This is a genomic window from Clostridium sp. OF09-36 (assembly GCF_003481985.1).
GTDB lineage: Bacteria > Bacillota > Clostridia > Lachnospirales > Lachnospiraceae > Brotaphodocola.
The window spans coordinates 28,961-51,413 of the sequence record NZ_QUMD01000003.1 but is presented as its reverse complement, the minus strand read 5'-3'; the positions used below and the strand labels follow the sequence as shown (position 1 = coordinate 51,413).

At 44.3% G+C, this 22,453-nt stretch carries 24 protein-coding genes and 2 pseudogenes; 7 read left to right on the top strand and 19 right to left on the bottom strand.

Going from position 1 to position 22,453, the window contains the following annotated elements; translation table 11 throughout:
* Window positions 1-8: 8 nt before the first annotated feature.
* Genes DXA97_RS03540 through DXA97_RS21475 form a run of 3 tightly spaced genes read right to left on the bottom strand, consistent with a single transcriptional unit; the run spans window position 9 to window position 3,508 of the window.
* Window positions 9-1,301 (bottom strand): ABC transporter substrate-binding protein, encoded by a 1,293-nt coding sequence (locus DXA97_RS03540; RefSeq protein ID WP_118718586.1) that lies wholly within the window; start codon window positions 1,299-1,301, stop codon window positions 9-11.
* Between the two features lie 15 nt (window positions 1,302-1,316).
* On the bottom strand, window positions 1,317-1,847 hold the full coding sequence (locus DXA97_RS03535; protein WP_118718715.1) for a response regulator: 531 nt from the start codon (window positions 1,845-1,847) through the stop codon (window positions 1,317-1,319).
* Window positions 1,835-3,508 (bottom strand): histidine kinase dimerization/phospho-acceptor domain-containing protein, encoded by a 1,674-nt coding sequence (locus tag DXA97_RS21475; RefSeq protein WP_118718585.1) that lies wholly within the window; start codon window positions 3,506-3,508, stop codon window positions 1,835-1,837. Before DXA97_RS21475 ends, DXA97_RS03535 begins: the two co-directional genes overlap by 13 nt.
* A 275-nt stretch (window positions 3,509-3,783) precedes the next feature.
* On the opposite strand from DXA97_RS21475, the gene DXA97_RS03525 reads away from it, so the two are divergent.
* Window positions 3,784-4,434, top strand: coding sequence for a DUF6198 family protein (locus DXA97_RS03525; protein ID WP_118718584.1), 651 nt, complete (start codon window positions 3,784-3,786; stop codon window positions 4,432-4,434).
* A 94-nt stretch (window positions 4,435-4,528) separates the two neighbouring features.
* Here the strand turns inward: DXA97_RS03525 and DXA97_RS03520 are convergent, their stop codons facing one another.
* The 3 genes from DXA97_RS03520 to DXA97_RS03510 form a co-directional block, all read right to left on the bottom strand.
* On the bottom strand, window positions 4,529-6,109 hold the full coding sequence (locus tag DXA97_RS03520; protein WP_118718583.1) for an AMP-binding protein: 1,581 nt from the start codon (window positions 6,107-6,109) through the stop codon (window positions 4,529-4,531).
* 76 nt (window positions 6,110-6,185) lie between these two features.
* Entirely contained in the window at window positions 6,186-6,659 is a 474-nt protein-coding gene (locus DXA97_RS03515; RefSeq protein ID WP_118718582.1) for a MaoC/PaaZ C-terminal domain-containing protein, read from the bottom strand.
* A 13-nt stretch (window positions 6,660-6,672) separates the two neighbouring features.
* Entirely contained in the window at window positions 6,673-6,903 is a 231-nt protein-coding gene (locus DXA97_RS03510) for a hypothetical protein (RefSeq protein ID WP_147354187.1), read from the bottom strand.
* 27 nt (window positions 6,904-6,930) lie between these two features.
* On the opposite strand from DXA97_RS03510, the pseudogene DXA97_RS03505 reads away from it, so the two are divergent.
* Window positions 6,931-7,263: pseudogene (locus tag DXA97_RS03505) on the top strand (C-terminal helicase domain-containing protein); the annotation flags it as partial.
* Between the two features lie 128 nt (window positions 7,264-7,391).
* On the opposite strand, the gene DXA97_RS03500 reads toward DXA97_RS03505, so the two are convergent.
* On the bottom strand, window positions 7,392-7,766 hold the full coding sequence (locus tag DXA97_RS03500) for a zinc ribbon domain-containing protein (RefSeq protein ID WP_118543106.1): 375 nt from the start codon (window positions 7,764-7,766) through the stop codon (window positions 7,392-7,394).
* 258 nt (window positions 7,767-8,024) lie between these two features.
* On the opposite strand from DXA97_RS03500, the gene DXA97_RS03495 reads away from it, so the two are divergent.
* Complete coding sequence (locus DXA97_RS03495) at window positions 8,025-9,380, top strand: MATE family efflux transporter (protein ID WP_118718580.1); 1,356 nt, start codon at window positions 8,025-8,027, stop codon at window positions 9,378-9,380.
* On the opposite strand, the gene DXA97_RS03490 is transcribed toward DXA97_RS03495, so the two are convergent.
* From DXA97_RS03490 to DXA97_RS03440, 11 genes and pseudogenes are all read right to left on the bottom strand, one after another.
* Window positions 9,377-9,982 (bottom strand): MATE family efflux transporter, encoded by a 606-nt coding sequence (locus DXA97_RS03490; protein WP_118718579.1) that lies wholly within the window; start codon window positions 9,980-9,982, stop codon window positions 9,377-9,379. The two genes, DXA97_RS03495 and DXA97_RS03490, sit on opposite strands and share 4 nt — an antisense overlap.
* A gap of 364 nt (window positions 9,983-10,346) precedes the next feature.
* A complete protein-coding gene (locus tag DXA97_RS03485) occupies window positions 10,347-10,871 on the bottom strand; it encodes a flavodoxin family protein (RefSeq protein ID WP_118718578.1) in 525 nt (174 codons plus the stop codon).
* Between the two features lie 53 nt (window positions 10,872-10,924).
* Window positions 10,925-11,968, bottom strand: coding sequence for a GGDEF domain-containing protein (locus tag DXA97_RS03480; protein ID WP_182436786.1), 1,044 nt, complete (start codon window positions 11,966-11,968; stop codon window positions 10,925-10,927).
* A gap of 115 nt (window positions 11,969-12,083) precedes the next feature.
* The gene (locus DXA97_RS03475; protein ID WP_118718576.1) at window positions 12,084-12,596 is read right to left on the bottom strand and encodes a pyridoxamine 5'-phosphate oxidase family protein; all 513 of its coding nucleotides are present in this window, start codon (window positions 12,594-12,596) and stop codon (window positions 12,084-12,086) included.
* A gap of 1,206 nt (window positions 12,597-13,802) precedes the next feature.
* Window positions 13,803-14,108, bottom strand: a complete 306-nt coding sequence (locus DXA97_RS03470; RefSeq protein WP_002304425.1) for a hypothetical protein — start codon at window positions 14,106-14,108, stop codon at window positions 13,803-13,805.
* An 85-nt stretch (window positions 14,109-14,193) separates the two neighbouring features.
* Window positions 14,194-15,566 (bottom strand): annotated as a pseudogene (locus DXA97_RS03465) (tyrosine-type recombinase/integrase).
* A gap of 4 nt (window positions 15,567-15,570) precedes the next feature.
* Window positions 15,571-16,194, bottom strand: coding sequence for a helix-turn-helix domain-containing protein (locus DXA97_RS03460; RefSeq protein ID WP_002304420.1), 624 nt, complete (start codon window positions 16,192-16,194; stop codon window positions 15,571-15,573).
* A 117-nt stretch (window positions 16,195-16,311) separates the two neighbouring features.
* A complete protein-coding gene (locus DXA97_RS03455; protein ID WP_002304418.1) occupies window positions 16,312-16,548 on the bottom strand; it encodes a helix-turn-helix domain-containing protein in 237 nt (78 codons plus the stop codon).
* A gap of 6 nt (window positions 16,549-16,554) precedes the next feature.
* Window positions 16,555-16,962: a type II toxin-antitoxin system PemK/MazF family toxin gene (locus DXA97_RS03450; protein ID WP_002578938.1), complete on the bottom strand. Its 408-nt coding sequence runs from the start codon at window positions 16,960-16,962 to the stop codon at window positions 16,555-16,557.
* A gap of 513 nt (window positions 16,963-17,475) precedes the next feature.
* Window positions 17,476-17,781 (bottom strand): helix-turn-helix transcriptional regulator, encoded by a 306-nt coding sequence (locus tag DXA97_RS03445; RefSeq protein ID WP_002304413.1) that lies wholly within the window; start codon window positions 17,779-17,781, stop codon window positions 17,476-17,478.
* Window positions 17,782-18,042: 261 nt separating this feature from the next.
* Entirely contained in the window at window positions 18,043-18,606 is a 564-nt protein-coding gene (locus tag DXA97_RS03440) for a hypothetical protein (protein WP_002304412.1), read from the bottom strand.
* A gap of 286 nt (window positions 18,607-18,892) precedes the next feature.
* On the opposite strand from DXA97_RS03440, the gene DXA97_RS03435 reads away from it, so the two are divergent.
* Together DXA97_RS03435 and DXA97_RS03430 are read left to right on the top strand one after the other, a co-directional pair.
* Window positions 18,893-19,342, top strand: a complete 450-nt coding sequence (locus tag DXA97_RS03435; protein ID WP_002304411.1) for a helix-turn-helix transcriptional regulator — start codon at window positions 18,893-18,895, stop codon at window positions 19,340-19,342.
* A gap of 51 nt (window positions 19,343-19,393) precedes the next feature.
* Complete coding sequence (locus tag DXA97_RS03430; protein WP_002304410.1) at window positions 19,394-19,948, top strand: ImmA/IrrE family metallo-endopeptidase; 555 nt, start codon at window positions 19,394-19,396, stop codon at window positions 19,946-19,948.
* A gap of 162 nt (window positions 19,949-20,110) precedes the next feature.
* On the opposite strand, the gene DXA97_RS03425 is transcribed toward DXA97_RS03430, so the two are convergent.
* Window positions 20,111-20,488 carry a helix-turn-helix transcriptional regulator gene (locus tag DXA97_RS03425; protein ID WP_002578940.1) on the bottom strand — a complete coding sequence of 126 codons (378 nt, stop codon included), beginning with the start codon at window positions 20,486-20,488 and terminating at the stop codon, window positions 20,111-20,113.
* 382 nt (window positions 20,489-20,870) lie between these two features.
* Between DXA97_RS03425 and DXA97_RS03420 the strand changes: the two genes are divergently transcribed.
* Both DXA97_RS03420 and DXA97_RS03415 read left to right on the top strand, forming a co-directional pair.
* Window positions 20,871-22,007, top strand: coding sequence for a site-specific integrase (locus tag DXA97_RS03420; RefSeq protein ID WP_002304408.1), 1,137 nt, complete (start codon window positions 20,871-20,873; stop codon window positions 22,005-22,007).
* Between the two features lie 100 nt (window positions 22,008-22,107).
* Window positions 22,108-22,452, top strand: a complete 345-nt coding sequence (locus tag DXA97_RS03415) for a helix-turn-helix transcriptional regulator (RefSeq protein WP_243107545.1) — start codon at window positions 22,108-22,110, stop codon at window positions 22,450-22,452.
* The last annotated feature ends 1 nt before the right edge of the window (window position 22,453 follow it).

Below are 22,453 nucleotides of genomic sequence, written 5' to 3'. Positions count from 1 at the left end.
CCGTATTTTTACTCCTGCCCCATATCCCGGTCACACACATCCAGAAATTCGGTTACCGCATCCTTTGCAGAAACATACTCCCCTGCCGCATATCCTGTCATACAGGAATACCACGCCTCGACGATATCCGGCGTGACCTCGCCCAGGTTTACACTGCCATCCTTAATGAACTCTGCATCCAGGACCTGTTTATAATTCTCAGTGATGCTGCTGTTCTTTGCCACAGACGGAACTCCTTTGATGTTTGCCATCTTGTTGATTTCCTCCTCCGTGGAAAGGAAACGAATGAACTCCATTGCATAATCCAAATGGCTGCCGTCCTTGTTCACCGCAAATCCACACCACAGTTCACGGTAAACGTATGCCCCGTTCTCCCCGGTCGGCGGGTAAATAAACGTGTAAGAAAAAGGTTCCTTCTGGAATGCTTCGGATTTGGATTCCCGTTTTTTCATTCCACCGACCTTTTCGGTATTGCATACCCAGAATGGCACATCCCCCTCCAGGAAACGGAGGATTGCCTGGTCATAATTATCCTTCGGGTAACTGTCATTGACCGCAGGATCTGTATAACCGCCCGCAAGAATTTCATCCACAAGCTCCACGGCTGGCATAACAGCCGCTTCGGCTGCTGCCTGGTCTCCCTCCTGCAATGCCTTATTCAGTGGCTGCCCGTCACAGAGACCAGAAAAGATCTGATTTGCCACCAGCTCCGCATACACCTTTGCAGTTGGTCCCTGAACAGGATTGTATCCTTTTTTCTTTAACGCAGAAAGCACATCCAGAAATTCCTCTCTATTTTGGGGAAGTGCCAGACCTTCTTTTTCCAGAAGGGATGTATTCACGATCATCCCGTAAATATTTTGTCCCATGGGAACTGCAAGCTGTTTGCCGTCAATACAGGATGCAGAAAGCATCTGCGGGTCTATTGCACTGAAATCAACATCTGCCTCCGACAGATTCACGCAATATTTTGCAAGTGCACTATCCTTTGGAGTTAATAATTCACTGGAAGTCATAATAACATCAACGTTGGGATTTGCCTGCAAATATGCCACCTCATTACTCCCGCCTACCTGCTGGTAGGTATACGTGATATTCGGATAAAAGCGGTTAAAATCGCTCATGACCTGATCCAACGCCTCAAAATTCCCAAAATAACCGATCATATCCAGCTGGATCTTTGCATCCTTATCCATTCTCGGTGTAAATCCCGTTTCCGGTTCTTTCTTTGCCGAACATCCAGACAACAGCAATGATGCTGCCAGTGCCGCAGTCACCATACCGTGTGTAAAACTTTTCATATCGTAACGCTCCCATTAAAACATTTTATTTTTTATCTTTTTCAGATAATTCAAAAGCACGATGGTATCGATCGGCTTTGCCATATGGCCATTCATTCCACTGGAGATGCAGGCCTGTACATCCTCCGCAAAGGCATCTGCCGTCATGGCGATCACCGGAATATTCCGAAGGGCTGCCTCGTCTAAGTTCCGGATCCGCTGGCTGGCCTCCAGACCATTCATTTCCGGCATCTGCACATCCATCAGGATCGCATCATATGTGCCTGCAGGATTTGCCAAAAGCTGCTCGATACAGAGCCTTCCGTTTTCCACCCGCTCACAGGTAACCCCGAATTCTTCCAAAAGTATCTCAATCACTTCCCAGTTTAACTCGTTGTCCTCTGCAACCAGCAGATGAAGACCTCTTACCTCATCATCTTCCAGATGTCCCTCCTGCTTTGTCACAGGCTGCTGATCTACAATTGGCAGATTCAGTCGAACCGTAAAGGTCGTTCCCTTCTCAACCTCACTCTCGCAGGTGATCGTACCGCCCATCAGATCAACCATCTGACGCACAATCGCCAGTCCCAGACCAGACCCAAAGTCCGGTTTACCTGGGTATTGATCTCACGCGAAAAAGACTGATACATCCGGTCCTGATATTCCGGTGTCATGCCGATTCCCGTATCGGATACACAAAAGACCAGGCAAGTCAGCTTCTTATCCGCCTCTGCCGGCTCTTCCCCAAAACGCATGGTAATGCTGCCGCCATCCGGGGTATATTTCACAGCATTTGACAGAAGGTTCATATATATCTGATTAAGCCGGATTGGATCGGCCAGAACAACCGGATGCGGCAGCGCATCTTTCTGAATGGTAAAATGCAGATTTTTCTCCCGGATCTGCAGCGCCAGCATATCGTCCAGCTCTTTAAAAAATTTCTCCACCAAGACCTCCGAAGGAGTCAGCACAAACTGACCACTCTCGATCTTTGAGATATCAAGGACATCGTTGATCAGGGTCAGCAGGCGTTTTCCAGATGTCATCGCTTTATCCAGACACTGCGTCACATACTCCGGATCCTGCACATGGCTTTTTGCGATCGACATCATGCCAAGTACGGCGTTCATCGGCGTGCGGATATCGTGTGACATGGAGGAAAGGAACTGGGTCTTTGCCTCACTGGCCTCCTGTACCAGCTGCGCAGTCTTGCGAAGTCTGCGGTTTACCTGGCGCAGATAAAGTCCGTCCAGCAACACCAGGGCCGCCAACGTTCCACAGATCAGAAACACGATCAGCCAGGTGCCATTCTCCGGCTGCAGCTCATCCAACCGGATCACACCAAGGATATCCAGATTGGAATTGCCACCAAAGGACGAATAATACCACAGACAGTCCTCATTCCTGAAATTTTTATAGCAGAGTACACCATGATCGGTGCTTTCCAGTTCTTTTTGGAAACTGTCCACCTTGTTGTAATCATCCTGGAAATTATAGCCCCGAATATATTCCGGAAACGAAATTGATTTCATGGATGGAGACTGGATCACATAACCGCCTTTTGTTGTCATGATCCCGACCTCGGCAGACTGGTATTCTGCCGGAAATACCCAGGTCTTTTGCAGTACATTTGTCGGAATGGCCCGCAGCAGCAGAAAATCTTTCGTCCCATCTTCCGTCTGCAGCGTGATCCGTGCCCCGACACTGACTGCCGGTGAAACCGTTTCATCCAGCTGATACCGCCCGACCACCGTAAACTTCGGCGCTGTGCCATTGTACATCTCCCACATGGCATCCAGCATGAGCTGCTCCCAGTCCTTTAACTCGCCCTGGAATCTGTGATAAGTATCGATCTCATCATGACCAGCCGGATAGCTTGCCGACCAGGCATCAAAATTTTCCATATCTACAATATGAACATACCGCCCCGGATTGGTGTTGATAGACCGCAAAAAGTCCAATGCCTCTTCCCGCGTCATCTGCCGGTCGTTGATGTAGAATGCCCAGTTTTCCACATAGCCCCGCTCACTGTCCAGATAATTCTGGGAAACGGATTTCATGGATTCTACCGTGGAAATAAAATCCGCCTGTTTTACTTCGATCTGCGAAGTGCGGACATGATACGCATAGATCAGGGAGACAACGACTGCAACGAGCATGAGCACGATATTTCCAGCCCATAAGGCTGCTTTATACAGTTTTTCTGTATGCTTGGTATACAATGCCATGCTCCTTCCCCCTTAGCCGTATTTTTGGTTGTGCATATGCGTCTGGCAGAATCTGCTGCCAAATCTATCTTCATTGCTGTTCACTCATGCACAACCCAAATTCTCCCCCCAAAAACGCAGAATTCCCTAATATAAATAGTAACACCACCACGCAAAAAAGTAAATGCGTTCATTGTTTCAAGTATAAAATCGTGGTATCCTTAATAATAACGTAACAGCAATAAACAAAATTTATCAAAAACCTGCAAAAAAATTTACAAAGGAGGACTTTTTCCATGCCACCACTTGCCAAACGCTATTTTTTCTTTATTCTGGGGCTGATCATCAACTCTTTTGGCGTTGCCTTCATCACCAAAAGCGCCCTGGGCACCTCCCAGATTTCCAGTATTCCTTATGTTTTAAGCCTAAAATTCACCATGCTGACCTTCGGGCAGACCACGTTCCTGTTTAATATGATCTTCATTGTCATGCAGATCGCGATCCTGAAAAAGGATTTTCACCCGATCCAGTTTCTGCAGGTTCTGGCCAACATTCTGTTCAGCTTCTTTATTGATATCAGCATGCTCGTGCTGGCATGGCTGAACCCGCAGACACTGCCACTGCGCATCTTAAGCCTACTGATTGGCTGCGCGATCCTTGCCATCGGGATCAGCGTAGAAGTTGCTCCTGATGTCATCAAGGTTCCGGGTGAGGGCATTGTCCATGCAATCTCCCGCGTATCCGGCATCGAATTCGGTAAGGTCAAGATCCGGTTTGATGTTACGTTGATCATCATTGCGATCGTACTGTCATTCCTTTTCTTCCAGCGCTTAAACGGCGTCGGACTTGGCACCATTGTATCTGCCATCCTTATCGGGCCAATGATCTCCTTTGTGAACCGGCATCTGCCGGGGATTGAAAAGATCCGTGGGCTGGCTGGGCAATAAATGAAAAGAGATTTTGCACTGACAACTCATTTCAGATGTATGGCAACAAAAAAATGGCAGGAAATATCCCCACTGCATATTTCCTGCCTAATATTTACTTTTTTCCCATGCAAATCCGTTCCTGCACAAGCTTTTTTAACTGTTTTATATCAATTTTCCCGCTTACATTCATAGGAAGTTCTGTAAATTGCAAAACATGTGCCGGGACTTTATAATCTGCCAGTCTGGATCTTACAAATGCCTGAAGCGCTTCTTTTGATATGGGATATCCTTGCTTTGGTACAATGCAAGCTACGATTTCTTCCTGCAATACTTCTGCTGGAATTCCTATTACCTTAACTCCATCTACACCATCAAATAATCTGATTACCTCTTCAATTTCTTGTGGTGCGATATTTTCCCCAGCCCGAATAATCATTTCCTTCAAACGTCCTGTTATACGCAGTCTCCCGCATTCATCCAAATATCCGATATCTCCCGTCTTTAACCATCCATCTTCTGTAAACACTTTCTTGTTTTCTTCCGGCTTCTTATAATATCCCTGCATAACATTATATCCTCGAACCTGGATTTCTCCACATACGCCTGATTGACCGTTTTCTTCGTAGTCCAGTGAATTAATTCGAATCTGTATATGCTCTAAAACCTCCCCCTCCGATGTTGCCTTATTTTCTATACTGTCCTCCCAGTCTGCTATCGAGATACATGGTGCGCTTTCCGTCTGACCATATGCCGGCTGCAGATGCATTGAAGAAAAGCGTGAACAGATTTCTTTATACTCCAATGATGTTACAGCAGAACCTGCAATAATTCCTGATTTCAAATCTTTTCCTTTTCTGCTTTTGTGTTCCTGCTTGCGGATCAGTGCCAAAAACATGCTCGGCACTCCATTTAACACACTGCAATGACTGTTTTCTATAGCCTCCCACACGTGAAGCGTATGAAAATACGGAATAATATGCATACACATACCGCTGACCAGACAAGCAACAATTCCAGCAGTAATTCCAAAGCAATGAAACAATGGTACCGTAATACACATTTTATCTGTTGCATTCCAGTGCATAGCCATGGCCACGGCCCTCGCATTATTCACAATACTATAGTGACTTAGCATGACACCTTTCGGCATACTGGTTGTTCCAGACGTAAAGATAATGCATGCTGTGTCCCCCGGATTCACCAATTCCCTCATTGCTGAAAACGAACTGCAGCTCCCTAATTCATGGTTTTCTATCCACGCTCTGTCATTCATTTTATTCATTGAAATAAAATATCTAATTCTTGGTAATTTTTTATGCAAATCTGCAATCATGTCTGCATAGACACAATCCTTGTAGCCAGTCCCATAATATAAGATCTCCACATCTGAATAGTCCAGAACTTTCCGAATCTCTTCCACTTTGTAACAGGTATTCAAAAGTACCGGAATGGCCCCTCTCTTCATTAAAGCCAAAAAAACAAACACCCAGGCCGCACTGTTTTCGCTCCAGATTCCTACATGCGTTCCCCTTTTTATATCCAAACTTTCCATCTCAAACGCAAGTGTCTCAGCAATCTGATTTAACTGTGCATAGGTGCAGCTCCAGGCGTTCTCTTCTATTGCCATATGATTTTCTTTATTTCTTGCCTCTTCCTCCAAATACTGCCCAATCGTTTTTTCTATCAATTCCATATGATATTCTCCATATAAAATGAACTCCGCTGCCTGATGAAAGATTCTCAGACAGCGAAGCTCAAAAATTGATTTTTTACAAACTTGCTTTTTCAGAAGAAATCAGAAAAACAAGACATTCCTCTGCTACCTGTTCATCGCTCTGGTTATAAACATATACACGGAACGTAACCACGCCTCTACCAGGCGTTTTACTTGGACGTTTTTCCTCTACGACTAACTTGCAGTAAATAGTATCCTCAAATCTTACCGGCTCCTGATAACTGATTTTCATATCAAGCAGCGCTGTTGCCGTACCTTCAAACATTCTCGTCTGTGCCAGCAAACCTGTACTAACAATAAATGTTACATTTCCATATGCAATTCTTGAACCATAAATCGTACTCTTTCCGTAAACATCATTGGTATGGGTAGCGCTCCAATCACCAGATAAACCTGCAAAATTTACAATATCTGCTTCTGTAATCGTTCGTGCTCCAGTGATAAATTCGTCTCCTACATTCCATTCATCATAGGTTTTCCCAGGAAATACATAATCTTTCATCGCCATAAGTATCTTCTCCTTATTCCATATGTTCACGGTCAGTCGCCATCAAAATAACCCAGGTTCCATCCATAACCATTTCTTCCTTCTGATTAAAGACAGAAATACGGTATGTTATAATTCCACGTCCTGGTTTTCTTGATAAACGCTTTGCAGTCGGAGTCATCGTGAGATAAATCGTATCTCCCACGTATACCGGTTTTAAGAAGCTCATCTGCTGATCCAGTAGTCCAATATAGCTTCCATCCACCCAGAGCGTCTGGCAATCCAGCCCATGCAGTTAGTTGAAAGCTTCGCCACAAACGATGTCCCGGTATTCTGCATCTCCTTAAAAGCCGGCGGAACCGGCCTGAACCTGACTGCTGCTGACATCGTCATCCACTACGATCCGTGGTGGAACGTGGCAGCCCAGAACCAGGCAACCGACCGTGCGCACCGCATCGGCCAAGAAAACACCGTAACCGTTTACGAACTGATCGCGGAACACACCATCGAAGAGCAGATCCAGAATCTTCAGAAGAGTAAGCAGGACCTGGCCGAAGAGATTCTCTCCGGAGAGGGAATCAGCAGCATCCTGATAGACCGGGATGAGATTTTGAAGCTGCTGTAGGATCGATGAATTTGAGAAATAGGCTGACCTGTAACTACTGTCATTAACTCATTAACAATTGCTTTGGGATGCTTAACAATCAAAAAAGGCGTCAGATCCACTTTTTCGGATCTGACGCCCATATTTTTCTAAAACCGGTTCCCGCACTTCGGGCAATACTCAAAATCTTCTGTTGTCTCATAACCGCAATGATCGCAATGCCGGTGTCCATATCCACTGGTTCCCTGCTGCACCATCGTCAAATGCTGCGGCAGAATCTCCACCTGTTCCCCACGCGCAATCGCCTTTCCGATTTCCGGATCAAGCTCATACAGCGTATTGCAGCAGCTCATCTGCACATAATAGTGCCGGTTCCACTTCAAGCATGGGATAAAAAATAACGACAACACCGTATACGTCATAAAGACCTGGTACCGCCCATACTTGCCGCATACACTGCAGATGACGGTCTGCGTAAAATCAAGCTGCTTTCTTCCATCGGTAATTCCCATCATAAAAAACATAATGTCACTTCTTTTCTTAATTTATAGTGTAATCATTATAGCTGTTCTCTTTACACAAATGCAACCTCATTTTGTGTTCCGAGCTCGTTGCAGTTCATGCGTTGCGCAAACCGCTCACGGTTCATGGCTTACCTGACATCCGATTTTTTTGCAATTGCCCTATGTACTTTTCTTTTACCTTGTTTTATAATACATCCGATTTGAGATTCCTCATAAATCACAGGAAACTTTCCGAACGAATATACACAAGGAGATATTATGCAAAAGAATGACATCAAGGACCTGACTGTCGGATCCCCGATGAAGCTGATCTTAAGCTTTGCGATCCCGATGCTTTTCGGGTTCCTTTTCCAGCAGTTTTACAACATGGTCGACACCATCATTGTCGGTAAATGTCTGGGCATATCAGCCCTGGCAGCGGTCGGCTCAACGAGCTCCATTAACTTTATGATCATCGGCTTCTGCACCGGCGCATGCAGTGGCTTTGCAATCCCGGTAGCCCAAAAATTCGGTGCCGGAGACTATAACGGGATGCGGAAATTCGTAGCCAACTCCGGCTGGCTGTCCGCAGTCTTCGCCGCAGTCATGACAACCATCGTCGGTATCCTCTGCATGGACATTTTGCAGTGGATGAACACGCCGGAAGATATCATCCAGGGGGCTTACGATTACATTTTCGTGATTTTCCTCGGAATTCCTGTCACCTATCTTTACAACATGCTCGCAGGCATCATCCGAAGCCTGGGAGACAGTAAAACACCGGTCTATTTTCTGCTGCTTTCCTCCCTCATGAACATCGCCCTGGATTTCTTCACGATCCTTGTCCTCGGCATGGGAGTCCGCGGACCGGCACTGGCTACCATCATCTCCCAGGGAATTTCCGCAGTGCTTTGCCTGATCTACATGATCCGGCATTATCCGATCCTGCATATGAAACAGGACGAATGGAGACCGGACAGCCACATGCTCCGCGTCCTCTGCGGCATGGGAATCCCGATGGGGCTCCAGTATTCCATCACGGCGATCGGAAGCGTTGTGCTCCAGACCGCGGTAAACTCGCTTGGCTCCATGGCCGTGGCAGCAGTTTCCACCGGAAGCAAGGTCAGCATGTTCTTCTGCTGTCCGTTTGACGCACTCGGCGGTACCATGGCAACCTACGCAGGCCAGAATGTCGGTGCCAAAAAGCTGGATCGCGTAAAAGAAGGACTGAAAGCTGCAAGTCTGATCGGGATCATCTATTCCCTGATCGCATTTGTGGTCCTGCTTTTCGGCGGCAAATACATTGCGCTTCTCTTCATGGACGCAGGGCAGACCGAGATCATCGGCAGGGTAGCCACGTTCCTGGCCGCAAACAGTATGTTCTATATCCCGCTGACCTTTGTCAACGTCGTCCGCTTCACGATCCAGGGAATGGGATTTTCCACGTTTGCGATCCTGGCCGGAGTCTGCGAGATGGCTGCACGGTCACTCGTCGGCTTCTGCCTGGTTCCGGTATTCGGGTTCCTTCCGGCGTGCTTCGCCAGCCCACTTGCGTGGATCTTTGCAGATGCGTTTTTGCTTCCAGCATTCTTCCACTGCCTGAAAAAATTGAAGATTCTGTTCGGAGAAAATTAATCATCGGAGGTGCCACTGGCACCTCCTCTTTTCTTATTCAGCCACATCATAAATCCCACACACAAAACCAGCTGCAGCGCAGACGACATCGGCGTCGCCAGCCCGATATGAAACAGAGATGTCTTCGGCTGGATACTCACCAGATAAGACACCGGCACACGGACACCCAGCATACCTCCGCCGCAGATCCGGATATAATCCACAGTCTTGTGAAACGCCTCCTCCGGTGCATTCATTGCACGGCTGACCTGAGGGGCAAATGCCACAAGAATAACCGACAATGCCACCGCAATTCCCGCAAACAGCAAAATCGCCGTTCCTACCGTGTGGCCTCCCTCTTCCCGTTTTCCGCTTCCGATCTGCTGTCCCAGCAAGATCGTGGTTCCCATCGCAAAGCTGCTGATCAGGTTCGTCAGTGTTGTCATGATCTGCGAACCGGTCGATACCGCGGATACATCTGCGGAGGAAGCAAACTTTCCGACAATCAGCAGATCCACCGCACCGTACATTGCCTGCAAAAACAGCGCCAACAGGACTGGAAATGCGAATAAGATGAGCGGCTGCAAAATTTTCCCTTCTGTAAATGATGTGGTTCTCTCCATGAAATTTTCTCTCCAATGTTGATCATTTATTTTTTATTCTGTGGAGCGTGTTTTTCCACGCTATAATTTCCTCTGAAATCAGCGGATATGCCACCAGCACCTTCTTCGATATACAATGCAATAAAAAAAGCCGGATAAGAAAGCAGATATTTCAACCTGCCATCTTATCCAGCTATTGTTTCTGCATCAGCAACGGGTCTGTATCACCCGGTTACTTAAATGGAACAAATCACCCTCCGATGAACGATTCTGATTATACAATATGCATTTTTTCTTGTCAATTTGCAATGCAAAATTTATATTGCCATCTTAACCTGGCGGTTACTGTTCACACGTTGCGGTTTGCCAAACACGTAAGCAGCAGTTACAACTGAGCCCCCAATTCTTCCAGTTCCTTCATTACCGCCTCATTCTTCGCCAGTTCATCTTTCCCATTCGCACTATATCTCTTCTGAAAGCGCATATCCCATTCCAGGTATTCAGACATACATGCAAACTGTTTCTCAATCAGATCATACTGATCATGATTTACAGGCGCACCTCCTGTAACGATCAGACCAGTCTTTTTGCCCTTCAGCTGCAGACCGCGGCAATAACACTTATCAATCACCAGTTTCAACTGTCCGGTAATTCCCCACCAGTACACCGGTGTCGCAAATACGATCATATCCGCCGCCGCGATCTGTTCAATCGTCGGATTGGTATCATCCTGGTCAACACAGCCCTTATAGCACTGACAGGCGCCACAGCCTTTACATGGACTGATGTGCAGCTTGTCCGGCTGAATCACCTCGATCTCATGATTCTTAGATGCTCCCTTGATCAAGGCATTGATTGCCGTTAAGGTATTGCCCTTTCTGGCACTTCCGTTAATAATTACAATTTTCATTGGTAATCCCCCTTTATCACAACATTATCATTTTATAAGCATATCTTATGTTGCTACACATCATATACCACATGTCTTTTTCCTGTGTTTTTTGCCTGATACAGGCGCTCATCCGCATAGTTGAACAGCTTGACCAGCATATCTTCCCCATGAAAGACCGAAGCACCGCCACTGAATGTCAGCGGCTTCCCTTTGGAAGACATCCCATACTCTTTAAAATCATCCGCACAGCCGTTTAAAACCTGCTGTATCTTATTCTGGTCTGTCGTGTGGAACACCAGCATAAATTCCTCCCCGCCAAAACGGGTCACAAGTCCTTGTCCTTTCATATGCTTCAGAAGAATCTCCGAAAATGTCTGCAATACCTCGTCTCCAAACATATGACCATACGTATCATTGATCTGTTTAAAATCATCAATATCCAGCAATACAACCGAAAAAGCATTTTCTCCGTCCGCCTTCTTCTCCTCCAGATACTGGGTCAGATAGCGGCGATTATACAGGTGGGTCAGCGGATCCAGATTCGCCATCCACCGCAGATCCTTTGTCATCTCCTCCAGGCACTTCTGCTGCCTTGTATACTGCTTGAGAAGAATACTCAGCAGCATCAGAATACTGCTGCCTGCGATCAGGAACGTAATAACCACCGAGCTCATATTCTCTTTTCCCGCAAATGCAGCAAAGAAAGCCGGGTCGCGCTGTCTCCATACAATGAATACCAGATCAAACAAGATCAGGGCACTGGTTCCCTTAATCCGCCATTTATCCTCCAGAAACAATGTTGTTGCCACAATTCCCAGAACCATATAAGACAAGCGGTAAAAACCATAGCTGCAATAGAGCACCGGAAACTCAATCAGATCGCAGATCACCAGGATCAGAACGACCGGAATTTTCGTTTTCTTTGTCTTGATACCATAGGCACTTGCCGCATAGATGATCACGGCACAGAAAAGCGGAAACAGCGTAGCTGCCGTCATGCCATATAACAGCATATTCGTCAGGTATCCAAGCGTATTCGCAATGCAAGCTGTCAAAGCCAGTACATAAAACAACCGGATCTTTAAATCAATGTTTTCATCATAAAATATATTCATTCCAATTCTCCACATGGCTACAGTTCACGCAGGCGTGTTCGGTAACCGGATTTTTTTGTACGGCATATTCTAGCATAAATTATGGAGATATTGTAGAGAAAATGACGATTTTTTCTCAAAAATAAACATGTTCCTGGCGGCTCCCGTATCCGTCTTTCTTGAAATCCGAGTTCAGAAAGTCAATCCGCTCCGGCACAATTTTAATCAGGTTCATGACCTCCGGAAGCTTTTTTAACATCTCAATCGGGATTTTCTTAAACTCTGCCGCTTTCAGATATTCTTCCGAAAATGGTTCTACAATCTCTGCAACGCCCTGAACCTGCATTCCCTTTAATTTCGCAAACCCGGCATACTTGTCAAAGATTGCAAGACATACATTCTTATTCTGCTCAAGGCCTAGGAACTTTTCGCCGCCCTCCGAAAACATCCAGAATGCCCTGTCGTGGTATGTATACTCGATCGGAGTGTTTCGGATCTGGCTTCCACTTCCCGTGGCAAGCGCACAGGTATCGTTCGCCAGAATATAACTCTCAATCGCCGCAAGCAGTTCTTCCCGCGGCATCTTAACGGAAGCCGCATCGATTGGTTTCCAGTGGTCTGCGGCTTTTTTATAGTCTTCATGATTCATGCTTATTCCTCCCTTGGAGCTCATTTTCTTGTAATCAGTTTTACGATACCATAACAATGATAACTCTGTTTCCTTATTAAATTACCTATATTATACCGTGTATGGGGTCGGATATCGATGCTTTTTTGACCAAGATTTGTGATTTATGTTTCTTTCACGCGTTGTGTAAAACTCTTCTGTTCTTCCATCAAACCTCCATATAGTAAAATAGAAGAATGACTTCACAGCCATCCTTCTACTAATTTTTCACAGTTTATCCTGCAATGGGAATGGGTTTTCGGTCTCCATCCCGACCACTGGAACAGGTTTTAGGTCTCTGTTCCGACCTTATAAGTATCTCTTTTAGATTACACTGTAGCTTTGAAATAGTCAAAGAAAATTTATGCTTCTTCACCCAATTAAGTCATGATAACATTTTCTTTCGAGAATTAACCTCTAGCCAGGTTGTGGTAAATGTCAAACCCTTATAAAGCTCATAAGATACTGCTCTCTGGCACAATACCTTACTTCACAGCTTGACAGACACTCAGGTTGCCTGTCTCTAATATTAGATTACCTAGCTTCTGAAAATATGTCAACCAAAATCTCTAACTACATTCCTTATTTAAGTCAAGATCGGATAAAGACCGCATCGACCAGCACCAGAAAAACAAATGGCAGCCAATAATTCCAAAAAACAAAAACGACGGGTGTCTTACCCGCCGTTTGGTGGACCCGGGTCTTTCGACCAGCCCAATATAAATAGAGTTTCGATCATTGCTGCAAAAACTGTTCCCAGCGGGAATCGAACCCACAACTAGCGCTTAGGAGTAGACCCGATACGACATCGGGAAGTGGCATCTAATGCTTAAAAATGCTTGGAAATACAAGGTTTTTCAGCATTTCAAATCCCATCTGATACTACGCTGTGATAGCTAATTCAGAGGGATTTTACACCGTCCGATTGGCTCGAAATTAGCAAGTCTTTCGATTTTTGGTGGACGTTGCAAGTGCAAGTAAATGTCACTATGTAACTTCTCGTGATGCGAAATGATAGGAAATCCTATTCATTCTCGTGTGAGGGTGCGGGTGTCCTTAGACACAGATTTCAGTCTGTTTTATATATCATTTCAAAATGAATTTTTCAACCAGAATTATTAAGAATTTCAAAGGTTTTTCAGACTCAATGATTCTATGTAATTTAGACCCGCCGAAGCAGGTCTTTTTTTATTTCAGCATAATCTCTCTATCCTCAGCGCCGAGCATATAAGCACCCTTGGCAAAAGCATCCCTTGCAAGAAGCTCTGCTACATCAACCCTATCGAACAGCATCCATATTTCTTTCTCTTTCGGAGTCAGTTCATGGCTATGGTCAAACAAATGCTCAAGTCCCAATCCTTCAAGCAATGCCGACTTTGCTGCTTTGTATTCCTCAGCTCTGCCAACATATTCGTCGTTCCTTTCCTTGGAAAATGCCTCGATATTGTCAGCTCTCAGATGCTCGTAATACTCGTCCATAAAGATTCTATCCATACTCGTTGACCTCCATAACAAAAAAATAAGGGCAGACCCTTTTACAGCTATTGTAGCTATGTAAAAGGATCTGCCCTTGCAGTTACTATAATGTTTTTGCCAGCGACTTCAGGAGTGCTGCCATTTCCGGATTTTGCAGAAGCTTCAGAAGAAGTTCTTTATCATCAGCGGAGCTTCCGTTGCGGCTGGTTGAACCGGCTCAGGCGTTGCCTGTCTGCCTGAGTAGAACGCAGCTTCCATTCTTTCAGCGTTCAGTCTGCGGTCATCGTCGATGATATGGGAGTAAACATCCGCTACCATCTTGACCTGTGCATGACCGGAATCGCCTTGAACGGATTTCATATCGCCGCCGTTCAGCTTCAGCTTGTAAGTGATACTGGAATGTCGGAGACTATGGAAAACCACTTTCGGCAGTCCCTTCTCCTCAATCAGCTTATTGAAAGCACGGTTGATAACCTGCCCCTCAATCGGCTTGCCATTGGAAGAACAGAAAACCAGATTGAAGTCTACGAACTCGTCACCGAAAAGGTCTTTCAGTTCTTCGATGTCAGCCTTTCGCTGTACCAACATTTCCGCTACGGTTTTCGGTAAGAACACCTTGCGGACACTTGTTTTGGTCTTAGGAGTTTTGAGAACCAATGCGGTATGCGTACTGGCGAAGGTCGGTGGGAACTTGAACATGATGTCCTTACCGTCCAGATCTGCCATCGCTTCACGATTTACTCTCTGCAACTCCTTTTCAACGAAGATGCTTGCCTGACCAAGTTCAATACTGGTGGGGGAAATGTCAATACAGTCCCAGGTAAGCCCCAGAAGCTCGCCCATTCGCAGGGAACAGGAGAAGGCAAGGTTAATAGCCAGACGAAGAATATCATCGTCACAGGCTTCCAGAGCCTTCTGGAGCACTTCTGCTGTCCAGATATCCCTGGTCTTGTGTTCTTCTTTCGGCAGCGTAGCGTGCTCCACAGGGTTTCTGGTCATCAATTCCCACTTGACCGCTTGATTGAAAGCATTTCGCAATGTCTTGTGAACCTCTCGGACAGTATGCGGAGTCAGATATTCTGTACGGGCTTTTACATACTTAGAAGAAACCGCTTTGACAGAAAGCAAATCTCGGTAATACTTGTCCATGATTCTCGGCGTGACATCCTCCAGCTTCATATCACCGATGAGGGGACGAATATAGTTTGCAATCAGGCTCTTTCTGCTTTCATAGGTAGACATCGCCCAGGTGTTCACACCATAGATTGACATATACTCATCCAAAAGATCATTGACGGTTTTAGCAGAAGGGGGAATAAAGGTTCCGGACTCCTGCTCATATTCAACCTGCAACTTCCTTTTCTTTGCTTCGGCATTCGTTTCAAAGGTTTCCCACTTCTGACGCTTGTTGCCGTTCTCATCGGTGTATGTATAAACCACAGAATACTTCTTTTTTCTCTTAACGATAGATGCCATGTAATCAGCTCCTTTCCTGTCTATCTTCCGCTAACTGGTAGCGGGTCTGATTGTGATACCATTTTTCAAAGCTCTCTTTGGTAGCTCGCTTATACCTGCCAACCTTGATAAGCTCAAAATCTTCATTGGCAACGATATAGTAAATGGTCTGACGATGTACCCCAAGCATTCTTGCCATTTCCGGCAGACCGTAGGTGGATGCCATAATATCTGCATCCAGTTCCTGATCCTCTACCGTGCGGTAATCGGTTTGAGAAGCATACCATCTTTCAAAGCTCTCCTTTGTCACTCTGCGCTTGCCCAGGACATCGACCACATCAAAATGCCCTTTGGCAACCAGTTCGTAAGCAGTCGCTTCTTTCAGCCCAAGGCGCTGTCCAAGCTCCTCCATTGAATATGTAGTTTTCTTCAATTCCTCGCCGGGAGGGGTTCCATCGACCTTCTGGTATTTGAACTGATTGGCATACCATTCTTCAAAGCTGTCGATCATCACCCTCATGGTGTTGCCGACAAGAATGGTTTTGAAGTAATTCTTCTTAATGAGCCAGTATGACTCCGTTTTACCAAGACCGAGCATCCTGCCCATTTCCAGAACAGACATACTCGTGCGTTTTCTCATTTCCGCCATCGTACAACCTCCTATGTAAAAAATGTAGCCATGTGTTTCTTGTCATGGCTACATTTTATCGAACTCTCAATATGTTTTGAAGTTTGTCGCCGGGTTGTACGACGCCCTTGACAAATCTTACATTTGATGATCCAACCACTCATCAAAACTCTTTTTGGAGATTCTGATACTGCCACCGATGCGGACGCTATGGAAAACTTTCTTTTTCACAAGGTTGTATGCGCTGGTTCTGCTGATGCCCAGAATATCCTGAATCTCATCAACCGTATAGGTTCTCTTATCAAACTGAACTGCGTTAGCAGCCATCGCTTCTTCGGTGCGCTGATTCATGGCAGCGATTCTTTCTTCAAACATTTATGTTCACTCCTTCGCTCTCTTTGCTTTATGTTTTGGGGAACGCTTTTTCAGCTGTTCCATTGCCAGGCTGACAGATAAGGCTTTCTCAATCGCTACCATTTCACGGGGCGTTACCTTACCTAAGTAATTATCAATCCTGCTTTTATCAATGGTACGAATCTGTTCCAGCTGAACAACGGACGCTTCTTTGAATGCAGGATTGTCGTAAATAACAAAGTGCGTCGGCATATTCGCTTTCTTATGGATTCTGGTGGTGACCGTTGCCACAATCAATGTGGGAGCGTGTTTATTACCGGTATCGTTCTGAATGACGATAACCGGACGGATGCCGCCTTGTTCCGACCCAACTACCGGGTCCAGCTTGGCGCAATAAATATCACCACGGCAATATACCCAATTTTCTTTCATCATGTGCCATGACCTCCTTTCGTTGGCTATGTAATAACTGACTGCCAGAAAGGAATCAGGCAGTCAGTCCAAAAGTCTATGTGTCCCATATTTGCCACGCACCCCTGGGAAAGAGGCTTACGCCCTCAGGGAATCACCGAACGACTGATTGCGAATCAGTTCCATAGGAATCTAACCTCTGCCGGGTTCTCCGCCAGCTCCGTAGAGAAGTATCTTTAATCCTGTTGCTTTCATGGCCGTATTGGGAGCAACCCAATATTTACAAGCCAGTATTGATCGCTGGCATCGGGAGAGAGACAAGCGCTTAATTTATAGAAGAAAGTCGTTCTGTTTCTCTATCCGATACGTCTCGGCGTACCGCTGATGTGGCTGATGCTCTCGCACCGGCAACAGGAACGTATTCGATGACTGTGTATTCAGTTTTCAAGGATCAAGCAGCCGATTTTCTTTGGCTGTATCTAAATTGTACCTGTTCCTCATGCAAGTTTTTATTGCCTCGTAGGTATAGTTTTGAGGTTATTCACGACCTAAAAATATGTAATCAAGGGTTGTCTCAAAGCGCACAACCAGTTCGATTGCCAAATCAATAGAGATACCTCTGTTGCCGGTTTCAATTCGTGCAATGGTGTTTGCGGCAACACCTAACTGCTCCGCAAGCTGTTCCTGTGTAAGCCCATGTTCCTTTCTCAAGGCTTTAATTCTTTTTCCGCTTTCAACCAAGTCGTAATACATTTTCGTTCCTCCGTGTTTTTGAATTTGTGAAGTTGCAAAATCAAAAACAGCGGGAGGAGATCGTGCCCGATTCTCAATACCCTTTGCCATCTGCCTGTCCTCCTTGCAGGCATAAAAAAAGAGCCGGAGTAAATTACTCCAAGCTCTCGTTCATGCCTTTGTGTTAATTATTGGGGAAAATAGGCAGGTATAAAAAAAGCCCCGTACCCATTACAGGCACGAGGCGTAACTCTCTCTATTCAATTTTATGCCGCTATCTCCCAGCATAGCCATTTTAACACTGGACAAGTCGGACTTTCAGTAGGGGAACCGTCGTATTTTCATCGGATTTTAGTCGGACTAAATCCTGTCTTAGCATTCACAATAACACAATGCTTCTTCCTCCCGGGCACTTTCCAGGAAATCTTTCAATTTAGGAATGGCTGTTCCCCAAAGTGACAGACCAAATAACAGTATCGCTTCTTTCTTTCGGTCATAGTAGGTGCTGCGTTCCATATTCAAAACCTCCAGCATTTCTGATTCCCTGTACTTGAAGCGGTTGAGATATGCCTTTGAGATAATCTCACAGTACAGAGCGCCTTTATCTGGATATTCTCTGATTTTCAACATAGCCATATCTACCAGTTCAATGATCCACTTTGTCTCAAATAAGCTGCGAATGCGTTCTTCAAATCGTTCTCTCGCTTCATCCGGAGCAAAGTTCTCCAGATAAATCAATGCACCATCTAAGCTGTCACCGTAAGTACAAATAAGGGTATCACATACATCATTCGCACGATCAATGGTAGACCAGCACACCTCTCGATATATGGATAAAATCAGCTTTGCTCTTTCATACAGAACCTTCTCGTCAATGTTCTGCATCCGGCAAAGCATTCGAATACTGCTTAATACCTGTGTATTATATCTGCTCATTCAGAATCTCCTTTCAGCCTAATCCATAAAATAAGAATTCCTTTCTAACTCCTGTCACTTGGCTAAAGGGAAACAAATACCATGGGACAAGAATGACTATAACTTCCGATATTTGATTAAAATAACAGAAGTGAAATCGGAAGTTCTTGACTTTATAAAAGTTCCGATATATAATTAAGTGGAATTAAAACTTCTGTTATGATTCTTATTATAGCATTTTCCAGAAGTTTGTCAACAAATAATCGGAAGTTACGAATAAATATTTTTTGAAAGGAAGGATACTACCATGACATTTGGAGAAAAAATTAAAGAAGCTCGTTTGGCTATGAACCTATCTCAAACGGAGCTTGCCCAGATGACCGGCATTTCCGAAAGATCCCTTTACACCTATGAGCAGCTCGGAACACTCCCCAGAAAAAGCAACATCAGAAAACTTGCTGAAGCACTGCATATCTCTGTGTCCTATCTTTTGGACGAATCTGAAACGGATAGCCAGAGCCATATAGATCAGGATATGTTTATTTTAGAGGCAAAGGAAAACTTCGGTTCAAAAGGAGCAAAAGAAGCTCAGGAAGTGTTGGGTCGTGTAAATTCTCTGTTTGCCGGTGGAGAATTGGACGAGGACGCAAAAGATGTATTCTTCCAGGCGATTATGTCAGTTTATATGGACTCTAAGAAAACAGCACGGGAAAAGTACACTCCGAAGAAATACAGAAAGCATAAAGATAAAGAGTAAAATCCTCAAGCACAGAATATGTTTTCTGTGTGCGATTCGGAGGTGAAGCAAATGAAAACGGCAGAGCATATCATTGAAACTGTCGATAAGCTTGTGCGAAAATATCACACCAGAGACCCTTACGAGCTATGTCAGCTGTTAGGTATCAAAATCCACTATTACGATTTACAGAAGAAATTGAAGGGCTTCTTCTATTACCAGTCCAGACAAAAGAATATCGTGATAGATCACAATGTGAACGGTATCCTGGAGCGTATATTAGTCGCACATGAATTAGGACACGCTGTCCTGCATACAAAAATCGCTATGATGCACGGCTTTCAAGAAATGGAAGTTTTTGATGATAGATCAATCGAAGAAAATGAAGCAAACTTCTTTGCGGCGGAGCTTCTGTTAGAAGATGGGAAAGTCCTGGAATGCCTTTCGGAACACACATTTTTTGAAACGGCTAAAATGCTCTATGTACCGGCAGCATTATTAGACTACAAATTCAGCCTGCTCCACGAAAAAGGAGAGCTGGTAAATTCGATGTATATTCGTAAAGCAGATTTCCTGAAAGAAGATCTTCATGCCTACGATAACGACATTGGTTATGGCGATATATGAATATCTATTTTTATATCTTTACAGAAAAAGTCCACCAGTACGATGCGTAGTGCATCATGACTGGTGGACTTTTTGCTTCTTAAAGAATCAGTATATTGTGCTGCAAAAAAGAACCCCATAGCAGTTCACTCTGTACCGTCAATGGGCTTCTTTTTCATTATATCAATCAAGCTCCGCTTTTTTTATCATCTCTTGCTGGTCAATCAAGACATCAATCAACTTTCCTACGGTTATCAATGTTGTTACATTACACTTTTTCAGTTTTGCAGCAATCTCATTATCAATGATGCTGTCGCATTTTGCATATGGGGTATCCAGTAAAAAATAGTCAAAGTTCTTTTCCAAGACGAATGCCAGTTTTAGAAGCATTGCCAAAGAAACTTTCGTCTGTCCAACTTCAACATGGCTCATATGATTGTTCGAGCAACCAACCAACGCACCCAAATCAGCCTGACTATAACCCTTTTCCAGTCGGGCAGCTCTAATGCGCTGACCAATCTTAACGTAATCAATTTCCGGTTGCGTTTCAATCACCTCCATGCTGTGTATGATTCTGCTATACATTATAAAATGTACCAAAAATCTCAACAACCAACATCGGGTGCAAGTTGCATTTATAAATGCAATATGATAAAATTTTATAGGCAGATTGCATTAAATGATAGAATGAAAAGAACCCCAAGACGACAATATGAGCTATCTTGAGGTTCTTTAAAATAAAAAATTCGTAGAGTACATTACTCCACGAATCGCATTCTTCTCTGTTTTTTTTAGTTTATATCTTTATTTTACAAATTGTCGCACTGTTTGTCAATATGTTAGGGACATAAAACACGAGGTTTTGCACAAAAATCCATCTTAGAAAGTTCCAAAGTCACAATTTGCCGTCAGAATTATAGTCATATTGAAGGAGGTGTACCTTATGGCACGAAAAGGAGAAAATATTTACAAAAGGAAAGACGGCAGATGGGAAGGAAGATACATTAAGTCCCGATCTTCTACAGGCAAAGCCAATTACGGTTATGTTTATGCAAAGTCATATCGAGAAGTCAAGGCAAAACTTATCAGTCAAAGTTCGTGCACGAGTAATTCTGTCACTGTCGATCCAGAAATTAGCTCAGATCAATTTGAACAGGTTGCTATGGAATGGTTTCAAGCTATATGTCCTAAAGTGAAGGAATCTACAAGCAACAAATATAGGAATCTTCTCAGCTCGTATATACTTCCTGTGTTCGGAAGCAAACAATTGCGTGATATAACACACGAGTTTATTGAAACGCAGTGTAATTTTTTCCTTGTTTCTGGTGGATTAAAGGAGAATGGACTTTCCTCTAAAACTGTTTCAGATATTTTATCTCTAATTCGAAATGTCTTACAATTTGCCACCCGAAACGGGAAAGCCATTTCTTGTGACGCACGATCTATACAGATAAAACGTCAAACGAAGGAAATGAGAGTTTTGAGTCGTGCTGAACAGGAAAAATTATGCCAATACTTGTATTCTAATCTTGATTCCTGCAATATTGGTATATTAGTATGTTTATTCACTGGTCTCAGAGTAGGTGAAATTTGTGCGTTACGATGGGAAGATGTTTCATTCTCAGATTACACAATCCACGTGCATCAAACGCTCCAGAGAATCCAAGATAGAACCAACAGTGAATACAAGACAAGGATTGTTGTTACCACACCAAAAAGTGCTTGCTCCATCCGTACTATTCCAGTACCCCATGGCTTAATGACTATTCTTACAGCACACAAAGCTTCTTCTACTGGCTACATCCTAACCAATAGCGATCAGAATCCATTAGAACCAAGAACCATGCAAAATCATTTTAAGAAGGTATTGAAAAACAGCGGAATCACCTCCGCAAATTATCACTCGTTACGTCATACATTTGCTACAAGGTGCATAGAGCTTGGATTCGATGTAAAAAGTCTCAGCGAAATATTGGGTCATGCCAGCGTGAATATTACAATGAATCGCTATGTACACCCATCCATGGATTTAAAAAGAGAAAATATGCAACGGCTTTCTGATTTATTAGCCGTCAAATAAATTGTCAACACCGTCAAATAATGCTGAGTTTTCAGTGTTTGGCGGTGTTTTTTCGTGGAGTAATGTACTCTACGAAAGAGTATACCCAGGAGGAGATTTATTGATTCAATTTGTAGGGCGAGATGCTTATAAGCAGTTTTGGAATTTTAGTAAAGATGAGAAAGAGAACTTGGCCACTCAATTGGCGATTGAGTTACCCGCATTCAGAGGAAAAGTTGGTGCATCACAAGAAGAAATTGCTTCGGCTGTTGGTATTTCACGACAAACTTATAGTGCCTACGAAAATCGGACACGCCCAATTCCATGGAGTTTATATCTAGCACTATTGTTTTATTTTGATTACATTCCAAGTACACATTATATGATTCGCCAGCTTGAATTATTCCCAAATGAATTAGACGAATGTTGGTTAGCTGGTAGAGTTTTTATTGAGGAAGAAAAATGAG